At 65.7% G+C, this 23,183-nt stretch carries 18 protein-coding genes; 14 read left to right on the top strand and 4 right to left on the bottom strand.

The genetic code is table 11. The annotated features are described in order from the left end of the window. Positions 1-108 precede the first annotated feature (108 nt). The gene (galE, locus tag XH96_RS13690; RefSeq protein ID WP_194392946.1) at positions 109-1,122 is read right to left on the bottom strand and encodes a UDP-glucose 4-epimerase GalE; all 1,014 of its coding nucleotides are present in this window, start codon (positions 1,120-1,122) and stop codon (positions 109-111) included. A gap of 125 nt (positions 1,123-1,247) precedes the next feature. Between galE and XH96_RS13695 the strand changes: the two genes are divergently transcribed. After that, the gene (locus XH96_RS13695; protein WP_194392947.1) at positions 1,248-2,285 is read left to right on the top strand and encodes a glycosyltransferase family 4 protein; all 1,038 of its coding nucleotides are present in this window, start codon (positions 1,248-1,250) and stop codon (positions 2,283-2,285) included. A 167-nt stretch (positions 2,286-2,452) separates the two neighbouring features. Here the strand turns inward: XH96_RS13695 and waaF are convergent, their stop codons facing one another. Further along, the gene (waaF, locus tag XH96_RS13700; RefSeq protein ID WP_194392948.1) at positions 2,453-3,523 is read right to left on the bottom strand and encodes a lipopolysaccharide heptosyltransferase II; all 1,071 of its coding nucleotides are present in this window, start codon (positions 3,521-3,523) and stop codon (positions 2,453-2,455) included. Positions 3,524-3,685: 162 nt separating this feature from the next. On the opposite strand from waaF, the gene rfaD reads away from it, so the two are divergent. The 5 genes from rfaD to XH96_RS13725 all read left to right on the top strand — a co-directional run bounded on the left by rfaD (position 3,686) and on the right by XH96_RS13725 (position 10,470). After that, on the top strand, positions 3,686-4,666 hold the full coding sequence (rfaD, locus tag XH96_RS13705; RefSeq protein ID WP_194392949.1) for an ADP-glyceromanno-heptose 6-epimerase: 981 nt from the start codon (positions 3,686-3,688) through the stop codon (positions 4,664-4,666). A gap of 11 nt (positions 4,667-4,677) precedes the next feature. Beyond that, positions 4,678-6,162 (top strand): D-glycero-beta-D-manno-heptose-7-phosphate kinase, encoded by a 1,485-nt coding sequence (gene rfaE1 / locus XH96_RS13710; RefSeq protein WP_194392950.1) that lies wholly within the window; start codon positions 4,678-4,680, stop codon positions 6,160-6,162. Next, entirely contained in the window at positions 6,159-7,445 is a 1,287-nt protein-coding gene (locus tag XH96_RS13715; protein WP_194392951.1) for an O-antigen ligase, read from the top strand. Before rfaE1 ends, XH96_RS13715 begins: the two co-directional genes overlap by 4 nt. Before the next feature lie 84 nt (positions 7,446-7,529). Then, the gene (locus tag XH96_RS13720) at positions 7,530-9,443 is read left to right on the top strand and encodes a nucleoside-diphosphate sugar epimerase/dehydratase (protein WP_194392952.1); all 1,914 of its coding nucleotides are present in this window, start codon (positions 7,530-7,532) and stop codon (positions 9,441-9,443) included. An 82-nt stretch (positions 9,444-9,525) separates the two neighbouring features. Further along, entirely contained in the window at positions 9,526-10,470 is a 945-nt protein-coding gene (locus tag XH96_RS13725) for an NAD-dependent epimerase/dehydratase family protein (protein WP_194392953.1), read from the top strand. Here XH96_RS13725 and XH96_RS13730 read toward each other — a convergent pair. After that, entirely contained in the window at positions 10,461-11,477 is a 1,017-nt protein-coding gene (locus tag XH96_RS13730) for a glycosyltransferase family 4 protein (protein WP_194392954.1), read from the bottom strand. The genes XH96_RS13725 and XH96_RS13730 overlap by 10 nt on opposite strands. Further along, positions 11,474-12,433, bottom strand: coding sequence for a lysylphosphatidylglycerol synthase transmembrane domain-containing protein (locus XH96_RS13735; RefSeq protein ID WP_194392955.1), 960 nt, complete (start codon positions 12,431-12,433; stop codon positions 11,474-11,476). Before XH96_RS13735 ends, XH96_RS13730 begins: the two co-directional genes overlap by 4 nt. A gap of 196 nt (positions 12,434-12,629) precedes the next feature. Between XH96_RS13735 and XH96_RS13740 the strand changes: the two genes are divergently transcribed. From XH96_RS13740 to XH96_RS13775, 8 genes are all read left to right on the top strand, one after another. Then, on the top strand, positions 12,630-13,619 hold the full coding sequence (locus XH96_RS13740) for an NAD-dependent epimerase (RefSeq protein ID WP_194392957.1): 990 nt from the start codon (positions 12,630-12,632) through the stop codon (positions 13,617-13,619). A 7-nt stretch (positions 13,620-13,626) separates the two neighbouring features. Beyond that, positions 13,627-15,039 (top strand): mannose-1-phosphate guanylyltransferase/mannose-6-phosphate isomerase, encoded by a 1,413-nt coding sequence (locus tag XH96_RS13745; RefSeq protein WP_194392958.1) that lies wholly within the window; start codon positions 13,627-13,629, stop codon positions 15,037-15,039. 184 nt (positions 15,040-15,223) lie between these two features. Next, entirely contained in the window at positions 15,224-16,228 is a 1,005-nt protein-coding gene (locus XH96_RS13750) for a Gfo/Idh/MocA family protein (protein WP_194392959.1), read from the top strand. A 51-nt stretch (positions 16,229-16,279) separates the two neighbouring features. Then, positions 16,280-17,431 carry a DegT/DnrJ/EryC1/StrS aminotransferase family protein gene (locus XH96_RS13755; RefSeq protein WP_194394133.1) on the top strand — a complete coding sequence of 384 codons (1,152 nt, stop codon included), beginning with the start codon at positions 16,280-16,282 and terminating at the stop codon, positions 17,429-17,431. Between the two features lie 192 nt (positions 17,432-17,623). Then, on the top strand, positions 17,624-19,150 hold the full coding sequence (murJ, locus tag XH96_RS13760; RefSeq protein WP_194392960.1) for a murein biosynthesis integral membrane protein MurJ: 1,527 nt from the start codon (positions 17,624-17,626) through the stop codon (positions 19,148-19,150). A 260-nt stretch (positions 19,151-19,410) separates the two neighbouring features. Further along, positions 19,411-19,686 carry a DUF1127 domain-containing protein gene (locus tag XH96_RS13765; protein ID WP_194392962.1) on the top strand — a complete coding sequence of 92 codons (276 nt, stop codon included), beginning with the start codon at positions 19,411-19,413 and terminating at the stop codon, positions 19,684-19,686. A gap of 355 nt (positions 19,687-20,041) precedes the next feature. Beyond that, a complete protein-coding gene (locus tag XH96_RS13770) occupies positions 20,042-22,351 on the top strand; it encodes a xanthine dehydrogenase family protein molybdopterin-binding subunit (RefSeq protein WP_194392964.1) in 2,310 nt (769 codons plus the stop codon). Between the two features lie 139 nt (positions 22,352-22,490). Then, entirely contained in the window at positions 22,491-22,940 is a 450-nt protein-coding gene (locus XH96_RS13775; protein WP_028179446.1) for a cytochrome c, read from the top strand. Positions 22,941-23,183: the final 243 nt, after the last annotated feature.

Here is a 23,183-nt window from a genome sequence, read left to right on the forward strand (position 1 = left end):
TTGACGGCGCGGGACAAAACCTGCCCGTGCGTCAGGGATCGATGGGCCTCTGTGCCCGCTCAAGCCGGGTTTTTCAAGCCCAATTAAGGGCTTGCGCTTGGGATGATTCTAGGCCGAGACGGCGTGGCGGAGCTCGCCATGGCGTTCGCGGAACAGCTTGTCCTCCCAGGCCAGGGCGTGCGCCGCAATGGTCTCGAGGTCGTCATATTGCGGCCGCCAGTCGAGCAGGCTGCGGATGCGGCTGGTGTCTGCGACCATGGTCATGATGTCGCCGGGCCGGCGCGGGGCGTACTGCACGGCGAAGCTGCGGCCCGAAACCCGCCGCACCGCGTCGATGGTCTCCAGCACCGAATAGCCGCGGCCGTAGCCGCAATTCAGCGTCGTCGAGGCGCCGCCGCTGCGCAGGTAGGCGAGCGCCGACCTGTGGGCCTGCGAGAGGTCCGTGACGTGGATGAAGTCGCGGATGCAGCTGCCGTCCGGGGTCGGATAGTCGGTGCCGAAGACGTCGATCTTGGCGCGCTGGCCGGTCGCGGCTTCCACCGCGATCTTGAGCAGATGCGTGGCGCCGACGGTGGCGAGCCCGATGCGCGCCTGCGGGTCGGCGCCGGCGACGTTGAAGTAACGCAGCGTCACGTACTGCATACCGTAGGCCGCTGCGACGTCGTGCAGCATGATCTCGGTCATCAGCTTCGAGGAGCCGTAGGGCGACAGCGGCCGCGTCGGCGCGTGCTCGGGCACCGGCACCTGGTCCGGATTGCCGTAGACGGCGGCGGTCGAAGAGAAGATGAAACGACCGATGCCGCGCTTAACCGCGACGTTGAGCAGGTTGCGCGCGGTCGTGAAATTGTTGCGGTAGTAGCCGAGTGGATCGCGCATCGAATCCGGCACGACGACCGAGCCGGCGAAATGGATGATGCTCTCGACGTTGTGCTGGGCGATCACGCCTTCGAGCAGATTTTCATCGCCGGCATCGCCGATGAACAGCGGCACGCCTTCGGGCAGGTAAGCGGAGAAGCCGGTAGACAGGTCGTCGATCACGACGACGTCCTCGCCGGCTTCCGCCAGCGCCAGGACCGTGTGACTTCCGATGTAGCCGGCGCCGCCGGTGACTAGCACAGTCATGATCTCACCCGTCTTCGATCAACGCGCAAACTAGCGCTCGCGTGGTGAAGAGGGGGTATCGGCGCGGCTGAACTGGTCACTATGCTTAATGTTGCGTATAGGGACTTTGCGAAATGGAGTGTGACGTGGCGAGTTTCCCCGGCGATCTCGAATTGATCGTGCCAAATCTGCACAGGCGCTATTCCGGGGTCACCGCGACCAACCGGATGGTGGCGCCGCGGCTGGCGAAACTGTACCGCGCGGCCTGGTTCGGCTCGGACGCGCCGGAGGGGATCGCGCGGCTGAGCGTTGCCGATTTTCTGAAGTTGTGGCGCCGCAAGCGGCCCCTGATCTGGCATGCGCGCCGCAACAACGAGATGATCGCAGGCGTCGCGTTGCGCGCGCTCGGCTGGCCGCTGAAACTGGTGTTCACCTCGGCGGCGCAGCGGCATCACAGCTGGATCACGCGCTGGCTGATCCGGTGCATGGACGCGGTCATCGCAACGAGCGACATCTCGGCCTCGTTCCTGAAGGTGAAGGCGACGGTGATTCCGCACGGTGTCGACACCGATGTCTATGCGCCGCCGACCGATCGCGCTGCGGCGTTCGCGGAAGCCGCGCTGCCGGGCCGCTACGCCATCGGCTGCTTCGGCCGCGTGCGCGCGCAGAAGGGCACCGACGTGTTCGTCGATGCGATGTGCCGCCTGCTGCCGCGCTATCCGGATTTCACCGCCGTCATCGTCGGGCAGGTGACGGCCGAGCAGACGCCCTTTGCCAACGACCTGAAGAAGCGCATCGAAGCCGCCAAGCTGCAATCGCGCATCGTCATCACCGGCGAACTGCCGATCGAGGCGGTGCAGCGCTGGTATCAGCGGTTGACGATCTACGCCTTCACCTCACGCAACGAAGGTTTTGGATTGACGCTGATCGAGGCGATGGCGGCGGGAAGTGCGCTCGTCGCCGCACGCGCCGGCGCGGCTGAGCTGGTGGTCGAGGATGGTGTCACCGGCGTGCTGGTTCCGACCGGCGATGCTGATGCGCTCGCCGCCGCGGTCGAGCCGTTGATGCGCGATGTGGCTGCGGCGACTGCCATGGGCGAGCGCGGGCGGGCGCGGGTGCTCGAGAAGTTCAGCCTCGATGCCGAAGCGGCGCGGATCGGCGAGGTCTATCGGCCGCTGCTCTGAGGCGCTGCAAACATAAATCGCGAAAACAACCCCATGCACAGTAGCCGGGGTCAGCAAAATCAATGCCTTGGCTGAGAGCTCGATCTATTGCGGATTTTTCGAATTACATTTTGACTTGTCGGGCAAAACACTGGCATGATGCCACCATCGCGCGAGCCTCGATTGCCTCAGGTTAGTGCCTTCGCCCCTGCCTCCATCAGCACCCGCTGCGCAATCCCCACCACCTCGCTCGCCGCGAGATCCCGCATGCAGCGGTGGTCGTTCATCTTGCAGATCGTGCTCTGGCAGGGCTGGCAGGGCAGCATTTCCTTGTCCTGCACCACCGTTGCCGCAAGGCGGTTGAGGGGGGCCCAGAGGTAGGGGCTGGTGGGGCCGAAAATGCCCATGGTGGGCGTGTCGAGGGCGGCGGCGATGTGCATCAGGCCGGAATCGTTGGAGATGGCGACGCCGGCGGCGGCCATGGCGAGGACGCCGTTGCGCAGATCGGTGCCGGTGAGGTCCCGGACCCCCGGGCCGCCCGCGGCGACGATCTCCCGGGCGAGGCCCTTTTCGGCGGGGCCGCCGACCACCCAGACCTCCAGGCCACGCTCGACCAGGAGCCGGGCAGCCTCGGGATAGTAGGTCCAGCGTTTTGAGACCCCGACCGAGCCCGGGGCGAGCGCCACGGCGGCTCCGGCGCCGAGGCCGTTGGCCTCGCGCCAGCGGACGATCTCCTCGGCCGGGACCCGCAGTTGCGGCACCGGCCATTCCGGAGGGAGGGGGGCGCCGTCGGGCTGGGCCAGGGCGGCGTTCTTGTCGATGAAGCGGGGCAATTTCTTCTCGCCCCAGCGCCAGCGGTTGATCAGGCCGAACCGAAACTCGCCGACGAAGCCGACCCGTTCAGGAATACCGGCCAGCGTCGGCGCGATCGCCGCCTTCCAGGTCCGGGGCAGCACCAGGGCGGTACCGTAATTCCGTTTCCGAAGGAGCTCTGCCAGGCCGAACTGGCGGCCAATTGCGAGCCGGCTGCGCGGCAGGTCCCAGACGATGCCGGCGCGCACGCCGGGCATGTAATCGATCAGCGGGGCGCACAGCGACGTGGTCAGGAGATCGACCGGCCGGTTCGGCCAGCGCTCCTTCAGGACCCGCACGACGGTATGATTCCGCACGAAATCGCCGATCCACATGTAGGGAATGATCAGGATCGGGCGAGTGTCGCTCCGGTCTGCATCTCCAACAAATTGCGAATCAATATTCATTCGTTAATTAGGACCGGCGACGTGCTGATGTTGGCGGTTCGGTAGCCGCTCCCGGCCGGCAGGTAAAGCCGGCAGAAGCGACGATCCCAAAACCGCTTACACTTTGGCGGATCATGCGCTACGGCAGGACCGGGCACTAAGAAAATCGGGCAGGTAGTTGGAATGTTGCTGGTGACCGGCGGGGCCGGTTTTATCGGATCGAATGTCGTGGCCGCGCTGAACGAGGCCGGCCGCAGCGACGTCGTGGTCTGCGACCTGCTCGGCACCGAGGGCAAGTGGCGCAACCTCGCCAAGCGGCAGCTTGTGGATATCGTTCCCCCGGCCGAGCTGCCCGAATGGCTGAAGGGCCGCAAGCTAGAGGCCATGATCCATCTCGGGGCGATCTCCGCGACCACCGCGACCGACGGCGACCTCGTGTTCGAGACCAATTTCCGCCTGTCGATGCGCCTGCTGGACTGGTGCACGATGAACGCGGTGCCGTTCATCTATGCATCCTCGGCGGCGACCTATGGCGACGGCGAGGCCGGCTTTGGCGATGACGCGTCGCTACCGGCACTGAGAAAGTTGCGGCCGATGAATCTCTACGGCTGGAGCAAGCACATGTTCGATCTCGCGGTCGCAGCGCGCGTGGCGAACGGCGATCCGCTGCCGCCGCAATGGGCCGGGCTGAAATTCTTCAACGTGTTCGGCCCCAACGAATACCACAAGGGCTCGATGATGAGCGTGCTGGCGCGGCGCTTCGACGACGTGAGGGCAGGCCGCGTCGTGCAGCTGTTCAAGTCCCATCGCGAGGGCATCGAAGACGGCGACCAGCGCCGCGATTTCATCTATGTCGACGACGTCGTGCGCGTGGTCATGTGGCTGCTGGCGACGCCGTCGGTGTCCGGCCTGTTCAACGTCGGCACCGGCAAGGCGCGCAGCTTCAGGGATCTGATGCTGGCTGCCTACGCCGCGCTCGGCACCGGGCCCAACATCGAGTACATCGACATGCCCGAGAGCATCCGCAGCAGCTATCAGTACTTCACCCAGAGCGAGGTCGATCGCCTCTGCCGCGCCGGCTACAACGGCGGCTTCACGACGCTCGAGGACGCGGTCAAAGCCTATGTCGGGGATTATCTCGACCGGCCCGACCGCTTCCGCTGAGGCCTTTGATCATGGCGACCCCCATTCTCGATTTCGACGCCCTCGCGCAAACGATCTCAGGCCGCACGGTGCTTTGCATCGGCGACATCATGCTGGACGAGTTCGTCTATGGCGAGGTGTCGCGGATCTCGCCGGAAGCGCCGACGCCGGTCATCGCCGCCCAGCGCAGCGAGATTCACATCGGCGGCGCCGGCAACGTCGCGCGCAATGTCGCGTCGCTCGGCGCGCGCTGCATCTTCGTCGGCCTCGTCGGCGAGGACGATGCGGGCAGGCGGCTGGCATCGGCGCTGGGTGAGCAAGCCGGTATCGAGAGCGTGCTGGTATGCGATCCCTCGCGGCCGACCACGCGAAAAGCCCGCTTCGTCTCAGAGCATTTTTCCACGCACATGCTGCGCGCGGATTGGGAGCACGCGGCGCCTGCTTCCGATGACATCGAAACGAAACTGATCGACGCGATCCTGCCGCAGATCGCGCGCGCCGACATCGTGCTGTTGTCCGACTACGCCAAGGGCGTGCTGACCGCGCGCGTGATCCGCCACACCATCGACGCTGCGCGAAAGCTCGGCAAGCCCGTGGTGGTCGATCCCAAGAGCCTGAACTGGGCGATCTATCGCGGCGCCACGCTGCTCACGCCCAATCGCAAGGAATTCTCGGAGGCGACCCGCAGCCGTGCCGAGACGGTGCAGAGCATCGTCGAGGCCAGCGAGGACGTGATGCGGCTCGCCGATTGCGGGGCGATCCTGGTCACGCAGGGCGAGCACGGCATGACGCTGGTGCCGCGCAATGGCGCGGCCGTGCACGTTCCGGCCTTCCCGGTGAAGGTGCGCGACGTCTCCGGTGCCGGTGACACCGTCGCCGCCGCGCTCGCGGTATCGCTTGCGGCCGGCGCGGACTGGGATACGGCGCTGCGCGTGGCCAATGCCGCCGCCGCCGTCGCCGTCGGCAAGCAGGGCACCGCCAGCGTGAGCGCGGCCGAGCTGCGCCGAAAGATCCTGCCGCATGCCACTCTCGCGGCCGAGGAGAAGATCGTGCTCGATCCGGCTGCGCTCGATGCCCAGCTCGCCGACTGGAAGCGGCAGGGCCAGCGCGTCGGCTTCACCAATGGCTGTTTCGACATCCTTCATCCCGGACACGTCAAGGTGCTGACCGCGGCGCGCGCTGCCTGCGACCGCCTGATTGTGGGGCTCAACAGTGACGCCTCGGTGCGGCGGCTGAAGGGCGCCGATCGTCCGGTGCAGGACGAGCGCGCGCGCGCCGAGGTGCTCGCCGCGCTGGAGGCCGTCGATCTCGTCGTCATCTTCGCGGAGGACACGCCGATCGACCTGATCACCAGGATCAAGCCCGGGGTGCTGGTGAAGGGCGGCGACTACACCCGCGAGCAGGTCGTCGGCCACGAGGTGGTCGAGGCCGCGGGCGGGGTGGTCGTGCTGGTCGACATCCTCCAGGGCTTCAGCACCACGGCGCTGGTTCATCGCGCCCGGGGAGGCGGCAAGTGACGGCGCTTGCCGGCGAGACTCCCGGCCAGATGTTGCGGCGGCGCCTGCGCAGTCCGGCGGCCTGGCGCGAGACAGTCGACCTGTTTGCGATCCTGACCGCGGCGTCGCTGCCCTGGTCGACGTCGCTTGCGGGGATATTCAACGCGCTGATGCTGCTCTGCATGGTGCCGTACCTCGACGTTCGCGCCTTCCTGCAATCGCTGAAACGTCCGATCTGTGTGGCGCCGATCGCGCTGGTGCTGCTCGCGCTGGTGGGGACGCTGTGGTCGGATGCGGCCTGGGGCGCACGCTTCTATGCGGTCAATCCGACCGTCAAGCTGCTCGTGCTGCCGGTCCTGCTCTATCATTTCGAGCGCTCGCCGCGCGGCTGGTGGGTCTTCGTCGCCTTCCTGGTGTCCTGCGCCCTGTTGTCGGTGATGTCGTGGCTGGTCGCATTCTATCCCAATCTTGCGCTCAAGACCGATCCGGCGGAGCGCGGCATCTTCGTCAAGAACTACATCGACCAGAGCCAGGAATTCGCGCTCTGCGCGGTCGCGCTCGCCTATCCGATCGTGATGCTGCTGCGGGAGAAGCGATATTGGTTCGCCGCCCTGCTCACGGCGCTTGCGCTCAGCTTTTTCGTCAACATGGCCTTCGTGGTGGTGTCGCGCACCGCGCTCGTCACCATTCCGATCATGTTCGGCGTGTTCGCGTTGCTTCACCTCAGGTGGCGCAGCATTGCGATCGTCGCCGCCGCGCTGCTCGCCGGCGCCTTTCTCGCCTGGCAGGTCTCGCCGCATTTGCGCCATACTGCCGAGAGGTTTACGGACGACTACACGCGCTATATGGAGCGGGGCGAGCCGACCTCGCTGGGCCTGCGGCTCGAATTCTGGCGAAAGTCGCTCGGTTTCTTCGCGGAGGCGCCGATCGCGGGACACGGCACGGGCTCGACGCGCGGATTGTTCGAGCGCGTCGCGACGCCCGGCAGTCAGCACAAGGCGTCAGCCGAAGTGATCGGCAACCCCCACAATCAGACGTTGAATGTTGCCGTGCAATGGGGTCTTATCGGCGTCGCCGTTCTCTACACGATCTGGATCCTGCATCTGCTGTTGTTTCGCGGCGACGGGCTAGCCAATTGGATCGGGTTCCTGGTCGTGGTGCAGAACGTCTTCACCTCGCTGTTCAACTCGCATCTGTTCGACTTCCACGAGGGTTGGATGTACGTCATCGGCGTCGGCGTTGCCGGCGGCATGGTGATCCGGGCACAACAGGCCGAGGCGAAGATGAGGGAAGCCGGTTCCTGAGCGGTCGCGCGGCTGGCAAGTCTTGTCCAGATGGGTTATCAGCGCGGTCAGGTTGCATCTAACTGGGTCTTTATCGGTCGGCGGATGACGCGTCTTTCGCATCTTACCTCGCGCAATTTCCTGATCGCGCTCCACGACCTGCTGGCGACCACGGCCGCGCTTTTTGCCGCCTTCTATCTGCGATTCGAGGGTGGCGAAGACTTCTTCGAGCGCTTGCCGCTGCTGTTCCAGATCCTGCCCTATTTTCTTGCCTTCAGCGTCGTCGTGTTCTTCGTCTTGAACCTGACCACGACGAAGTGGCGCTTCATCTCGCTGCCGGATGCGCTGAACATCATCCGCGCGGCGACCGTGCTCACCGTTGCCCTGCTCGTGCTCGACTACATCTTCGTCGCTCCCAACGTCCGCGGCGCCTTTTTCCTCGGCAAGGTGACGATCGTTCTCTACTGGTTCCTGGAGATCGCCTTCCTCAGTGCGCTGCGCATGGCCTATCGCTACTTCCGCTATACGCGGGTGCGGCGTCACGCGAAGGGCAACGATGCCGCCCCGACGCTGCTGATCGGCCGCGCCGCGGACGCGGAGGTGCTGCTGCGCGGCATCGAGAGCGGGGCCATCAAGCACATCTGGCCCGTCGGCGTATTGTCGCCCTCGATGGCGGATCGCGGCCAGTTCATCCGGAACCTGCCGGTGCTGGGCGGCATCGACGACGTCGAGGACGTCATCGCGGACTTCGCCAAGCGCAACAAGGCGATCGCGCGCCTCATCATGACACCGTCGGCATTCGAGCCGGAAGCACACCCCGAATCGATCCTGATGCGGGCGCGCAAGCTGGGAGTGATCGTCAACCGCATGCCCTCGCTGGAGAGCGGCGACACGCCTCGGCTCACCGCGGTCGCGGTCGAGGACCTCCTGCTGCGGCCGAGCGAGACGATCGACTATGGACGCCTGGAAGCGCTGATCAGGGGCAAGGCCGTCATCGTTACCGGCGGCGGCGGCTCGATCGGTGCAGAAATCTGCGAGCGCGTCGTCGCCTTCGGCGCCGCGCGGCTCCTGATCGTGGAAAACTCCGAGCCGGCGCTCTACGCGATCACGGAAGCGCTCGCCGCGCGGGGGGCGACAGCCGAGATCGAAGGGCGGATCGCCGACATTCGCGACCGCGAGCGCATCATGCGGCTGATGGCGGAGTTCAAGCCGGACATCGTGTTCCACGCCGCGGCGCTCAAGCACGTTCCGATCCTCGAACGCGACTGGAGCGAAGGCGTCAAGACCAACATCTTCGGCTCGATCAACGTTGCGGATGCCGCCGTGGCGGCCGGCGCCGGGGCGATGGTGATGATCTCGACCGACAAGGCGATCGAGCCGGTGTCGATGCTCGGCCTGACCAAGCGCTTTGCGGAGATGTACTGCCAGGCGCTCGATCACGAGCTCGCCGCAGGCAGCGGCGCCGCCAAGCCGCCGATGCGGCTGATCTCGGTCCGGTTCGGCAACGTGCTGGCCTCGAACGGCTCGGTGGTGCCGAAGTTCAAGGCGCAGATCGAGGCCGGCGGCCCGGTGACGGTGACGCATCCCGACATGGTCCGCTACTTCATGACCATCCGCGAGGCCTGCGATCTCGTCATCACCGCGGCCACGCACGCGCTCGGAACGCAGCGCCCTGACGTCTCGGTCTACGTGCTCAACATGGGCCAGCCGGTAAAGATCGTCGATCTCGCCGAGCGCATGATCCGTCTTTCCGGACTGCAGCCGGGCTACGACATCGATATCGTGTTCACCGGCATGCGGCCGGGCGAGCGGCTGCACGAGATCCTGTTCGCTTCCGAGGAGCCGACCCGCGAGATCGGCGTGCCCGGCATCATGGCCGCGCAGCCGAACGAGCCGCCGATGCAGACGCTGCGCAAATGGATTGCTGCGCTGGAGCAGGCGATCGCCCGCGACGATCGCGCCACCATCAGGACCATCCTGAAGGATGCGGTGCCCGAATTCGGGTCGACGGCGGCCTGACCATGCAGCGTCGAGGCAGGATCGTCGCCTGTGCCGCTCCGGCCTGCGAATTGTCGGGCAACGCGGTTCTGGTGGAGCAACGATGAGCGAGACCAAGCCGCTCGCGCTGGTGACGGGGGCGAGCGGCTTCCTCGGCCGCCATATCGTGCCTGCGCTGACGCGGGCAGGGTGGTCGGTCCGCCGCGCGGTGCGCCGCGCGGATGGGACCGACGGCGAGGTTCCGATCGGATCGATCGGCCCCGAAACCGACTGGCAGGCCGCGCTTGAAGGCGTCGACGCCGTCATCCATCTCGCCGCGCGCGTGCACTACAAGAACGATGAACACGCGGTCCAGCTCTACCGCGACGTCAATGTCGACGGCACGCTGCATCTGGCGCGCTCCGCGGCGACGGCCGGCGTGCGCCAGTTCATCTTCATCAGCACCGTTCTCGTTCACGGCCGCACCAATGAAGGCCGCGCGCCGTTCCGCGAGAGCGATGTTCCGACGCCGCGTGGCCTCTATGGCACGTCCAAGGCGGAGGCCGAGGCGGGCTTGAGCGCGCTGGCGCGCGACAGCAAAATGAAGATCTCGGTGATCAGGCCGCCGCTCATCTATGGCGCGGGCGCCAAGGGCAATTTCCCGCTGCTGGCACGGGCGGTGAGGCTGGGACTGCCGCTGCCGTTCGCGGCAATCCGCAATCGCCGCAACTTTCTCTCCGTGCAGAATCTGTCGTCGTTCATCCTGCACCGCCTCGGCCATCCCGACCCGGGGAGCAATTTCGAGATTTTCCTGTTGGCCGACCGGGAGCGGGTCTCGACGCCTGAATTCATCGCATGTCTGGCGCGAGCCTCCGGCAAGAGCAGCCGGCTGTTCCGCATGCCGCCAGAGCTGCTCGGCGCGGTCCTCCGCATGATGGGCCGTCAGGATATGCATGACGGCCTGATCGGCTCGCTCGAGCTCGACATTTCGAAGGCGATCGCAACCGGCTGGCAGCCGCAGGTCACCCTCGAGGAGGGCCTGCGCCTGGCGGTCTCGGATCAGCCCTGAGGCCGGGAGAAACGGCGCAGCACGAATCCGACCGCGCCCGCGCCGGCGAGCAGGGAGACGATCGTGATCGTCGTCGAACCGGCGCGAACGGTGGCGATGGCGAGCAATGCCAGCACGAGATTGAGCGCGAATGCCTCGCCGACCGCCCGCTTCACCGTAAATCCGTTGTCGGTTGCACGCTGATAAAAGTGCGTGCGGTGTGCCGACCAGAACGGTTCGCGCCTGATGATGCGCCGGAACAGCGTGATGGTGGAATCCGCAAGATAATAGGCGGGCAACAGCAGCGCTGCGGCCGGCTGCCCCCGGAAGGCAAGCTCCAGCAGGCACCAGCCGAGCAAGAGGCCGATCGGCAGGCTGCCGACATCGCCCAGGAAGACCCTTGCGACCGGACGGTTGAACGGCGCAAAGCCGAGCATGGCGCCGCACAGCGCGGCGGCGATCAGTGCGGCCGGCCACGAGAGATCCCCGAGCATTCCCAGCAGCAGCAGTGCCGCGGTGACCGGCACGACTTCCGCCACCGTCATCAGGTCGAGCCCGTCCATGAAGTTGACGAGGTTCACGAACCAGACGCCGGCAAGGACGATGAGGCCGCGCTCGAGCGCAAGCGGCAGCGCCGTCACGATGCGCGCGGTCTCCGGCGCGGTGAACACCACGGCGCCGACGCAGGCTGCCTGCAGCACCAGCCGCACGATCACCGGCAGCGACTTTATGTCGTCGGCAAACCCGACCAGCGCGATCAGCACCGTCGCGCCGATCAGTACCGGCGGGATGGCGACGTTCGCCCAGACGGCCCAGAACGAGGCGACGATCAGGGTCGCGGCGATCACCGCGATGCCCGCGCCCTGCGGGGTCGGGATGCGATGTGAGGACCGCGCGTTCGGTCGCGCCAGTGCGTAGCGCTGGAGCAGGGGACGGCTGGTCCAGGTGACGAGCGCCGAGATCAGCGCGGCGGTCGCAACGGCAAGCAGCACGGGCGCGCCGGCGAGCGCTTCGGTGGTCGAGCTCACTCCGGCACTCCGATCGGGGCCGAGCCTTGCGCGGCCTTCTCCGCGCTGAGGATCCAGACCAGGCCGCCGACTGCGCCGACGATGAAGTACACGGCGCCGAACAGCAGCGAGACGTTGACGCCCTCGTTGGCGGCAAGTCCCGCGAAGCCGAACGCAAGGCTCATCGTGGCTTCGCGCACGCCCCAGCCGGCGATCGAGATCGGCATCATCGTGATCAGCATCACCGGCGGCACCAGCAGAAAGACGTCGCTGAAGCGAACCGGGGCCGCAATCGACCGCACGACGCACCAGGCGATGACGACGGCCAGCACGTGAACGAGGACCGACAGGATCGCGACGATCGGCCCGCGGGTGCGGCTGAAGATCACGCGATTGGCGATCACCGCGCAGGCGTGAATGTGATGCGTGCCCCACCAGGTCTTCAGCCAGGGCCATTTCAGCGCGCCGAAGATCAGGAAGCCGAGGCCGCCGGCGAGCGCCACGAGGTCGATGAGCAGCAGCGCCGAGCGCCCGTGCGGATCGGTGATGAGCGTGTAGCTCCAGGGCAGGCTGGCGACGATGAGAACCGCGAGCGCGATCAGGCCGATCGCACGGTCGACGAAGATCGAGTAGGTCGCCGCACGCCAGCCGGCGCCGGCGCGCGCGACCAGCCACAGCCGGACCGCATCGCCGCCGATCGCCGACGGCAGGGTCTGGTTGAAGAACGAGCCGATCACGTTGTAGCGCATGGCGCGGCTGAGCTCGAGCGGTGCGCCGCAGACGGCGCTGATCTGGCGCCAGCGCAGCACGCCGACGAAGATCTGCAGGAACGCAACCGCGATCGCGACGCCGATCCAGAACAGGCTGGTGACGGTGAAGCGCGAAAACAATTCGGACAGGTCCACCTTGCGCAGCGCCAGATAGAGCAGCGCCGCGGAAATCATGATCTTGGCCGTCGACAACAGGATTCGGCGCATCTCGCCCGCATGGACAGGGTTTGCGAAGATTTGAGGCAACCCGACGCGAGGCGCCGAATTCGGCCGCTTTGGTATGGTCTTGGCGCCGATCTTGCAATAGCCGTCGTTGGGGTGTTGTGAGGGCGCGGCGAGCCTATTGCGACCCGATCGAGCTGGCGGCTAAACAGGACCGGGCGAGGGATCCCCAGGGAACAGGATGACGGATCAGGCGATTTTGGTCACGGGTGCCGCCGGATTCATCGGCTTTCACGTCGCCCGGCAGCTCCTGGGCGAAGGCCGTCCCGTCGTCGGGCTCGACAATCTCAACAGCTATTACGATCCGGCGCTGAAGAAGGCGCGCCTGGCGCTGCTCAGGGGAGACTCCCGCTTCTCCTTCGTCGAGGCCGACCTCGCCGACCGCGAGGCGATGGCGGCGCTGTTTGCCGAACATCGTTTTGCCAAAGTCGTGCATCTGGCGGCGCAGGCCGGCGTGCGCTACTCGATCGAGCAGCCGCACGCCTATGCCGATTCCAATCTCCACGGCTTTCTCAACGTGCTGGAGGGCTGCCGCAACAACGGCTGTCGTCATCTCGTCTACGCCTCGTCATCCTCCGTTTACGGCGCCAACACAAAACTGCCATTTGCGGTTGCGGACCGCACCGATCGTCCCGTGAGCTTCTATGCCGCGACCAAGAAGGCGAACGAGGTGATGGCGCAGTCCTACAGCCATCTCTACCGCCTGCCGGTCACGGGGCTGCGCTTCTTTACCATTTACGGCCCGTGGGGCCGGCCCGACATGGCCATGTTTCTGTTCGCGAACGCCATCGTGGCGGGCAAGCCGATCCGGCTGTTCAACCATGGCGAGATGCGCCGCGACTTCACCTATATCGATGATGTGACCCGCGTCGTATCGAAGCTGATCGATCTTGTGCCCACGGACGATCCGGCTGCCGCAAATGCGCCGTTTAAGCTCTACAATGTCGGCAACCACCATCCGGAGGAGCTGATGCACGTCGTCGGTCTTCTGGAGCGGGAGCTGGGCCGGACGGCGATCAAAGAATTGCTGCCGATGCAGCCGGGAGATGTGCGGGAAACGTTCGCGGATGTCGAGGATCTGATGCGCGACACCGGCTTTGCACCGTCAACGCCGATCGAGCATGGGGTTCATAATTTCGTCACCTGGTATCGGGACTACTTCAAGGTTTGAGATCACGATGGACAAACGCATAATCCCCCTGATCATGTGCGGCGGTGCCGGCACGCGGCTGTGGCCCGCTTCGCGCGAGGTTCGCCCCAAGCAGTTCCTGCCGCTGTTCGGCACGCGCTCGACATTCCAGGACACGCTGCTGCGCGTGTCCGATCCCTCGCTGTTCGATCGTCCGATCGTCATCACCAATGCGTCCTATCGCTTCATGGTGCTGGAGCAGCTCGCCGAAATCGGCATCGAGGCGGACGTGATCCTCGAGCCGATGCGGCGCGATTCCGGGCCCGCGATCGCGGCGGGCGCGGTGTTCGCGCAGAACCGCGACAGTGAAGCGATCGTGCTCGCGCTCGCCGCCGACCACGTGGTGCAGGACAATGCCGCCTTCGTCGCCGCCTGCCGCGAGGGCCTCACCGCCGCGCGCGCCGGGCGCATCGTCACCTTCGGCGTCAAGCCGGAGCGGCCGGCGACCGAATACGGCTACATCAATCCGGGTGAGGTGATTTCCGGCGAGGTGCATGCGGTTGCGCGCTTCGTCGAGAAGCCGGACGCGGTGAAGGCGTCCGACTACGTCAATTCGGGCTATCTCTGGAACAGCGGCAACTTCATGTTCCCGGCCGCCGTGCTGCTCGACGAATACCGCAAGGTCGATGCGGCGAGCGTCGAGGCCGTCGCCAGCGCCGTCAACAATGCCGGCCGCGATCTCGGCTTCGTCACGCTGGAGCCGGAGGCGTTCGGCGCGGCGAAGGCGATCTCGATCGACTATGCGGTGATGGAGAAGACCGCGCGCGCGGCCGTGGTGCCGGTGTCGTGCGGCTGGTCCGACGTCGGCTCCTGGCTCGCTGTGTGGGAGCTGTCGGAGAAGGACGCGCAGGGCAATGCGGCCCACGGCACCGCCGTGTTCGAGGACTCCCGCAACTGCAACGTCACCACCGATGCCGCGCTGGTCGCGCTCGAAGGCGTCGACGATCTCGTCGTGGTCGCCACCGCGGACGCGATCCTGGTCTCGCGCCAGAAGGATGCCAACGGCCTGAAGCGCCTGGTGACCAAGCTGAAGGCGGTCGCGCCGAAGGTCACCGAGGAGCATCTCAAGGTGCACCGGCCCTGGGGCAGCTATCAGTCCGTCGACAATGGCGAGCGTCACCAGGTCAAGCGTATCGTGGTGAAGCCGGGCGGGCGACTGTCGCTGCAGAAGCACCATCATCGCGCCGAGCACTGGATCGTGGTGCGGGGCACGGCCCAGGTCACCGTCAACGAGGCCGTGAAGACGGTGCACGAGAACGAGTCGATCTACATCCCGATGGGCGCCGTCCACCGGATGGAGAACCCCGGCAAGATCCAGCTGGAGCTGATCGAGGTCCAGACCGGCTCTTATCTGGGGGAAGACGACATCATCCGGATTGAAGACGACTATCAAAGGTCGTAACCAGCAAGCTCCGAATCATGTGACCCGGGCCGGAAAGACGGTATGTTTTGCGGCTTAAGGCCCGGGGAACGTGTAACTTTTTGAATCAAATCGTGTCCGGGGTCCCAAGTCCGCATTCGCCACAAATGTGGCGGCCGTGCTAGGAGAGGCGCCGGGGATTTGGGTTGAATCGGGGTTTGCTCAGATGAGTTCCAAAGGATCTGCACCGGCGAAGGCCGGCTTGCGCGTCGGCGTCATTGGCGCCGGCGTGATGGGCAGCAACCACGCGCGCGTGCTTGCGGGTCTACCCGGCGTCAGCCTCGTCGGCGTCGTCGATCCCTCGGCGGCACATCGCGCGCGGGCAACGGAGCTTGCCGGTTGCGAAAGCTTCGAGACGCTCGACCAGCTCCTCGCCGAAGGCGTCGACGCCGTGACCATCGCCGCGCCCACCCATCTGCATCACGAGGTCGCGCTCGCCTGCATCGCCAAGAACATCCACGTGCTGGTCGAGAAGCCGATCGCCTCCACCGTGCAAGAGGGCCGCGAGATCGTCGCCGCGGCGCAGAAGGCCGGCGTGACGCTGATGGTCGGCCATGTCGAGCGCTTCAATCCGGCGGTCGCCGCGGTCAAGCAGGCCATCGCGGGCGAGGACATTCTCTCCATCGCCATCACGCGCGTCGGCCCGTTTCCGCCGCGCATGTCCAATGTCGGCGTCGTCATCGACCTTGCGGTGCACGACATCGATCTGATCCGCTGGTTCACCGAATCCGACATCGTCGAAGTGCAGCCGCAATTGTCGAGCGCCGTCGCCGAGCGCGAGGACATCGCGCTCCTGCAGTTCCGCACCGCCAACGGCGTGCTCGCCCACATCAACACCAACTGGCTGACGCCGTTCAAGGCGCGCAGCGTCACGGTCGCCACGCGCGGCAAATATGTCATGGGCGATCTGCTCACGCGCCAGGTCACCGAGTGCTTCGGCTTCAAGCCCGACGGCAGCTACTCGATGCGGCATCTGCCGGTCGGCCACGATGAGCCGCTGCGCGCCGAGCTGATCGCGTTCCTCAAGGCGGTACGCCACGGCGATACGCCGGCCGTAACGGGCGATGAAGGCGTCGCCAGCCTCGAGATCGCCACGCAATGTCTCGAAACGCCGTCGCGGCCTGCGGCGACGGCGCCTGTCCGCAAGGCTCCGCGCCGCGTCGCCGGCTGATCCCTTTCCATGTCGACCGCTCAAACGTCACAAGGCGCCAAGAACCAGACTATGAACCAGCATCTGCGTTCCGATCCCATTCCCTTCATCGACGTCGGCGCGCAGCGGCGCCGGCTCGGGGCCTCGCTCGATGCAGCCGTCAAGCGCGTGCTCGACCACTGCCAGTTCGTGAACGGACCCGAGGTCTTCGAGCTCGAGAAGCAGCTCGCGGCCTATTGCGGCGCCAAGCACGTGATCGGCTGCGCCAGCGGCACCGACGCGATCCTGATGGTGATGATGGCGAAGAATGTTGGGCCCGGCGATGCCGTGCTGTGTCCATCCTTCACCTTCATCGCGACCGCCTCGCCGGTGGCGCGGACCGGCGCGACGCCTGTCTATGTCGACGTGGACGAGGCGACCTTCAACATGAGCCCGGAGTCGCTGAAGCGCGGCATCGCGACCGCTCGCAAGGCCGGCCTCAAGCCCGTCGCGGTGATTCCGGTCGACCTGTTCGGCCAGCCGGCCGATCATGATTCCATCGCCGAGATCGCCAAGGCCGAGGGCCTGTTCGTGCTCGACGACGCCGCGCAGGCGTTTGGCGCGAGCTACAAGGGCCGCAAGCTCGGTACGCTCGCGCATGCCACGGCGACCAGCTTCTTCCCGGCAAAACCGCTCGGCTGCTTTGGCGACGGCGGCGCGATCTTCACCGATGACGACGAGCTCGCGGCCACGCTGCGCAGCATCCGCGTGCACGGGCAGGGCGTGGACAAATACGACAACGTCCGCCTCGGCCTGACCGGCCGGATCGACACCATGCAGGCTGCGGTCCTGATCGAGAAGCTGAAGATCTTTGACGACGAGATCGCCGCCCGCAACAAGGTCGCGGAGCGCTATGAGCGCGGTCTGTCCAATGTGGTCAGCGTGCCGCGCGTCAGCTCCGGCAATACCTCGGTCTGGGCGCAGTACACCATCCGTCTGCCCGAGGGGACCGACCGCGACGGCTTTGCCGCCGCGCTGAAAGCCCAAGGCGTGCCGACCGCGATCTATTACGGCAAGTCGATGCATCAGCAGACCGCCTACAAGCAATATCCGGTCGCGGAAGGCGGGCTGCCGGGTTGTGAGAGCCTGTCGCGGGACGTGATCAGCCTGCCGATGCATGCCTATGTGACCGAAGCCGACCAGGAGCGAATCATCGCCGCCGTCCGCGGCGCGCTCGCGGGGTGATCTTGCTTTCTTCCCCTCTCCCGCTTGCGGGAGAGGGTGGCGCGAAGCGCCGGGTGAGGGTTCTCTCCTCTGGGGGAGTCATCGTTGTTGAGACAACCCTCTCCCCAGCCCTTCCCCGCAAGCGGGGTAGGGAGCGTACCTGCGCCGTGGTTTGCACCTAGACCTATTCCTGACATGCTCTAGAACAGACGCATGCTCGGACGCATCTTCACGGTTGGCGGCTACACGCTGCTCTCGCGGGTGACGGGATTTGCCCGCGACATCATGCTCGCGGCGATCCTCGGCGCCGGTCCCGTCGCCGACGCCTTTTTCGTGGCGCTGCGGCTGCCCAACCATTTCCGCGCGATCTTCGCCGAGGGCGCCTTCAACGCGGCCTGGGTGCCGGCCTATGCCCATGTGCATGGCGAGAAGGGGGAGGCGGCGGCAAGCCTGTTCGCCGACCGCATCTTCACGTTGCTGCTGGCCTCGCAGGTGGTGCTGCTGGTCGTCGCCTGGCTGTTCATGCCGCAGGCCATGAGCATCCTCGCACCGGGCTTTTCTGACGACGCCGAGCAGCGCAAGCTCGCGATCGAGCTGACGCGGATTACCTTTCCCTATCTGCTCTTGATCACGCTGGTGACGCTCTATGGCGGCATGCTCAACGTGATGCAGCGCTTCGCCAGCGCGGCGGCGGCGTCGATCTTCCTCAACGTCGCGATGATGATGACGCTGGCGCTTGCCGCGTGGTTTCCGACCGCTGGCCACGCCGCGGCCTGGGGCGTGCTCATCTCGGGCTTCCTGCAATATTTCCTGCTGGCGGGCGATCTCGCCCGTCATGGTGGCCTGCCGCGTTTTGCACCGCTGAAGCTCGACGAAGACGTCCGCGGCTTCTTCAAGGCGCTCGGACCTGCGACGCTGGGCTCGATGGGCACGCAGGTGGCGCTGTTCGCCGACACCATCATTGCGACGTTCCTGCCTGCGGGCGCGCTGTCGGCGCTCTACTATGCCGACCGTCTCAACCAGCTGCCGATCGGCGTCATCGGCATCGCCATCGGCACGGTGCTGCTGCCGGAGATGTCGCGGCGGATCACAGCCAACGACCAGGACGGCGCGATGAAGGCACAGCGTCGCGCCTTCGATTTCACGCTGCTGTTCTCGATCCCGTTCGTGGCGGCCTTCCTCACCGTGCCCGACGAGATCATGCGCGCGCTGTTCGCCCGCGGCGCCTTCTCGAAGGCCGATGCGGTTGCCGCCGGCGGCACGCTCGCAGCCTACGCCATCGGCCTCATTCCTTTCGTGCTGATCCGCAGTGCGGTCGCGACCTTCTATGCGCGCAAGGATACGGCGACGCCGGTTCGTGCGTCGCTGACCGGCATAGCAGTCAACGTCGCGCTGAAGGTCGCCCTGATGGGATCGCTCGCGCAGATCGGCCTCGCGCTGGCAACCGCCGTCGGCGTCTGGACCAATCTGTTGCTGGTGCTGTTCTTCGCCGTGCGGCGGGGCTTCCTCGTGCTGGACCGCGCCTGGCTGATGTCGCTCGCCAAATTCCTGCTGACCGGCCTCATCCTGGCCACCGCGTTCTGGCTGATCGCGCGCTTCAGCGCTCCATCTCTCGCCTCGATGCACTTCCACGACGAGTTGACGCTGGTCCTGCTCGCCGTCGGCGGCACGATCGTTTACGCGCTCGCGGTCCTCATCCTGTTCGGCCGCAACTGGCTGATCTCGCTGGTGCGCGGATAGCCGAGCACGACGTTCGCGTTCAGGGTGCAGCACGCTTTCGCGCATCTCTTGATTTTGCGTGCTTGCCGTGGTATTCGCGGCTCATGATCAAATCGTCGCGCACCATCAACCTCAACCACATGACCCGCTTCGGCTGGGCCGTGGAAGGAGTCGTGCGCTAGGAATTCGACGACGACATCTTTTCCACCAGGCCCCGCCGGCATCGGACGGGGCCTTTTCATTGGCCACGCTCCCTGCCGGCACAACAGCAGGAGCGTGCGATGCCACCACAACTGACGAACATCTCACCCGAAATTGAGATCGATGCCGCAAGGCGTTGCCTCGACCTCTCCATCGTTTTAAGCCTGCTCAGGCGATCCTGGCGTGCGCTTCTGCAGCGGGCCCAGGGCCAGCGAGTCACCTTGCATGATCTGAGCGACAGGGAGCTGATGGACATCGGCTTGACGCGCGGCGAGATCGACGCCGTCGCGCCTAAACGCGCCCTCGAGAGATTGAGAGATAACGCGAGGAGTCTGTTGGGCCGTGGTGGGATGTGAGCGGCCACCGGTCAGCCGATCTTTGCTACGACGACGGAAAGCGCGTGATCATGACGTCGCTGCCCCGATGCGCACCTCGTCCTTCGAGACGACCGCTTCGCGGTCTGCTCAGGGATGAGGCTAAGCAGCATCGGTGCGCGTTGAAACCAGTGCCGCTCACTCGGTCCTCATCCCGAGGGCCCGCCAACGGCGGGCGTCTCGAAGGATGGCCACAAGGGAGGTGCGTCCATATGCGACTGCCCTTACAGGCCAGCACCGGGCAGGTCCTTGCGGGCCGCCAGCCTATTGCCATTTGCCTTGCCAGTTTTTCCACGGCAATATGCCGGCAAAACAACCATGAGAACGGGAAAAGACAATGGCGGCTCCCATCAAGTTCGGCGTTGGCCAAAGCGTGCTGCGCAAGGAGGATGACGCGCTCATCCGCGGCAAGGGCCGCTATACCGACGATTACGCGCCGCAGGCCGCGCTTCGCTGCTTGATGCTGCGTTCGCCGCATGCGCACGCCAAATACACCATCGATGCGGGCCGCGCCCGCGGGCTGCCCGGCGTTGCGCTGATCCTGACCGCCGAGGACGTTGCGGATCTCGGCAATCTGCCCTGCCTGTTCAATCTCGAGACCGATCCGTTCACCGGCCCGCCTTACCCGATCCTCGCCAAGGACGAGGTGCGCCATGTCGGCGATGCCATCGCCTTCGTCGTCGCCGAGACCATCGACCAGGCCCGCGACGCGATCGAGGCGATCGAGGTCAAATGGAGCCCGTTGCCCGCCGTGACCGGCGTCGTCAACGCCGTGAAGAAAGGTGCGCCGCAGGTCTGGCCGGACAAGCCCGGCAACGTGCTGTTCGACGTCTCGATCGGCGACAAGGCCGCGACGGAAGCCGCCTTCGCCAAGGCGCATGCGGTGGCCGAAATCTCGATCGTCAATCCGCGCGTGGTCGCGAGCTTCATGGAGACGCGCGCGGCCGTCTGCGAATACGATGCCAAGCGCGATCACCTGACGCTCACCATCGGCAGCCAGGGCAGCCACCGCCTGCGCGACATCCTGTGCCAGAACGTGCTTAACATTCCCACCGACAAGATGCGGGTGATCTGTCCCGATGTCGGCGGCGGCTTCGGCACGAAGCTGTTCCCGTACCGCGAATACGCCCTGATGGCGGTCGCGGCCAAGAAACTGAAGAAGACGGTGAAATGGGCGGCCGACCGCACCGAGCATTTCATGGGCGACGCGCAGGGTCGCGACAACGTCACCACCGCGAAGATGGCGCTCGCCGAGGACGGCAAGTTCCTGGCGATGGATTGCGACCTGATGGGCGACATGGGCGCGTATCTGTCGACCTTCGGGCCCTACATCCCGCATGGCGGCGCCGGCATGCTGCCGGGCCTCTATGACATCCAGGCCTTCCACTGCCGGGTGCGCACCATCTTCACCAACAGCGTTCCTGTCGATGCCTATCGCGGCGCGGGCCGGCCTGAGGCGGCCTATGTCATCGAGCGCCTGGTCGATGCCTGCGCGCGAAAGCTCGACATGACGCCGGATGCGGTCCGCCGCAAGAACTTCATCCAGCCGAAGGCGCTGCCCTACAAGACTGCCACCGGCAAGGTCTACGATTCCGGCGACTTCGCCGCGCATCTGAAGCGCGCGATGGAGATCGCCGAGTGGAAGGAGTTTCCGAAGCGCGCGAAGCTCGCCAAGAAGCACGGCCTGATCCGCGGCATCGGCCTTGCGAGCTATGTCGAGGTGTGCGGCACCATGGGCGAGGAGACCGCCAATGTGCGGCTCGATCCCAATGGCGACGTCACCGTCCTGATCGGAACGCAATCGAGCGGGCAGGGGCACCAGACCGCCTATGCGCAGATCGTCGCCGAGCAGTTCGGCGTTGCGCCCGAGCGCGTCCACATCCACCAGGGCGACACCGACGAGATCGCAACGGGCCTCGGCACCGGCGGCTCGGCCTCGATTCCCTCGGGCGGCGTCAGCGTCGAACGCGCCACGCGCGAGCTTGGTTCGAGGCTGAAGGAGATCGCGGCGCAGGCGCTGGAAGCCAGCGCCGGCGACCTCGAAATCTCCGAAGGCGTGGTGCGCATTGCCGGCACCGACCGCTCGATCTCGTTCGCCGATCTCGCCACGCGGCCCGGCGTCGATCCATCGAAGCTGAACGGCAGCGCGACCTTTGCCAGCGCCGACGGTACCTATCCGAACGGCACCCATGTCGCGGAGGTCGAGATCGATCCGGCCACCGGCATCATCAAGATCGTCAACTACGTGATCGTCGACGATTTCGGCAAGACGCTCAATCCGCTGCTGCTGGCGGGACAGGTGCATGGCGGCGCCATGCAGGGCATCGGCCAGGCGCTGATGGAGCAGGTGGTGTATGGCGCCACCGACGGCCAGCTCATCACCGCGACCTTCATGGACTATGCGCTGCCGCGTGCGGCGGACGGGCCGGCCTTCGTGTTCGAGACCAACAACGTCCCCTGCAAGACCAATCCGATGGGGGTGAAAGGGGCGGGCGAGGCCGGCGCGATCGGCTCCTGCCCGGCGATCGTCAACGCCATCGTCGACGCGCTCTGGCGCGAATACAAGATCGACCACATCGACATGCCGGCAACGCCGGAGCGGGTGTGGATTGCAATCAACGAGCACCATCGCCGCCACAGCCTGTGAACGGTGATCTTCCCCGCGGGCGGGAATAAACGTCCGCCGCGGGGTTCTATTCATGATGGGTCTCATGATGGGTCCCGGCTTCCCCTGAAGCCCGTGAAGCTCATTCCATGAACATCTCGAGAGCCGGAGAAACGAGCCAATGAAACGGACGATGATTGTCGCGGGCGTCCTTGTGCTAGGTGCGGGCGCGGTGATGGCGCAGCAGGAGATTGCCGTCCAGCAGGACAATCTGATGCGGTCGATCGCGAAGAACCAGTACGGTGTCATCCAGAAGATGACGAAGGGTGACATCCCCTTCGACAAGAAAGCTGCCGATGAAGCCATCGCCAGCATCGAGGCCGATGTCGCCAAGATCGCCAAGACCTTCGAGGTCAATCCCAAGCAGGACGTGGTGAACGCAACCTATGGCTCATCGCAGAAGATCTGGCAGAACAAGGCCGATTTCGACTCCAAGATTCCTCCGGTGCAGAAGGCGATCGCCGACGTCAAGGGCAAGATCAAGGATGTCGCGAGCCTGAAGGCGGCCTATACCGCAATCAACGACCGCTGCAACGATTGCCACGAGACGTATCGCGTGAAGCTGAAGTAACGGCGCAGTTCGTGGCCCGAAGTACGTAGCCCGGACGAGCGCAACGACACCCGGGACGGTGGAAGCATATCTCGCTGAGTTCATGCGACCTGCGGTTCCTGCGATTGCCGCGACCAGCCGGTCGAAGCCCAGGGCAATCGCATCTGAATTCTGCAGAGGTCGTCATGCCCGGGCTTGTCCCGCCTGCGCGGCCGAAGCCGCTTCGACGAGGCGAAGGCCCGGGCATCCACGTTCTTTGCGCTA

It is taken from the genome of Bradyrhizobium sp. CCBAU 51765 (genome assembly GCF_015291725.1).
GTDB lineage: Bacteria > Pseudomonadota > Alphaproteobacteria > Rhizobiales > Xanthobacteraceae > Bradyrhizobium > Bradyrhizobium liaoningense.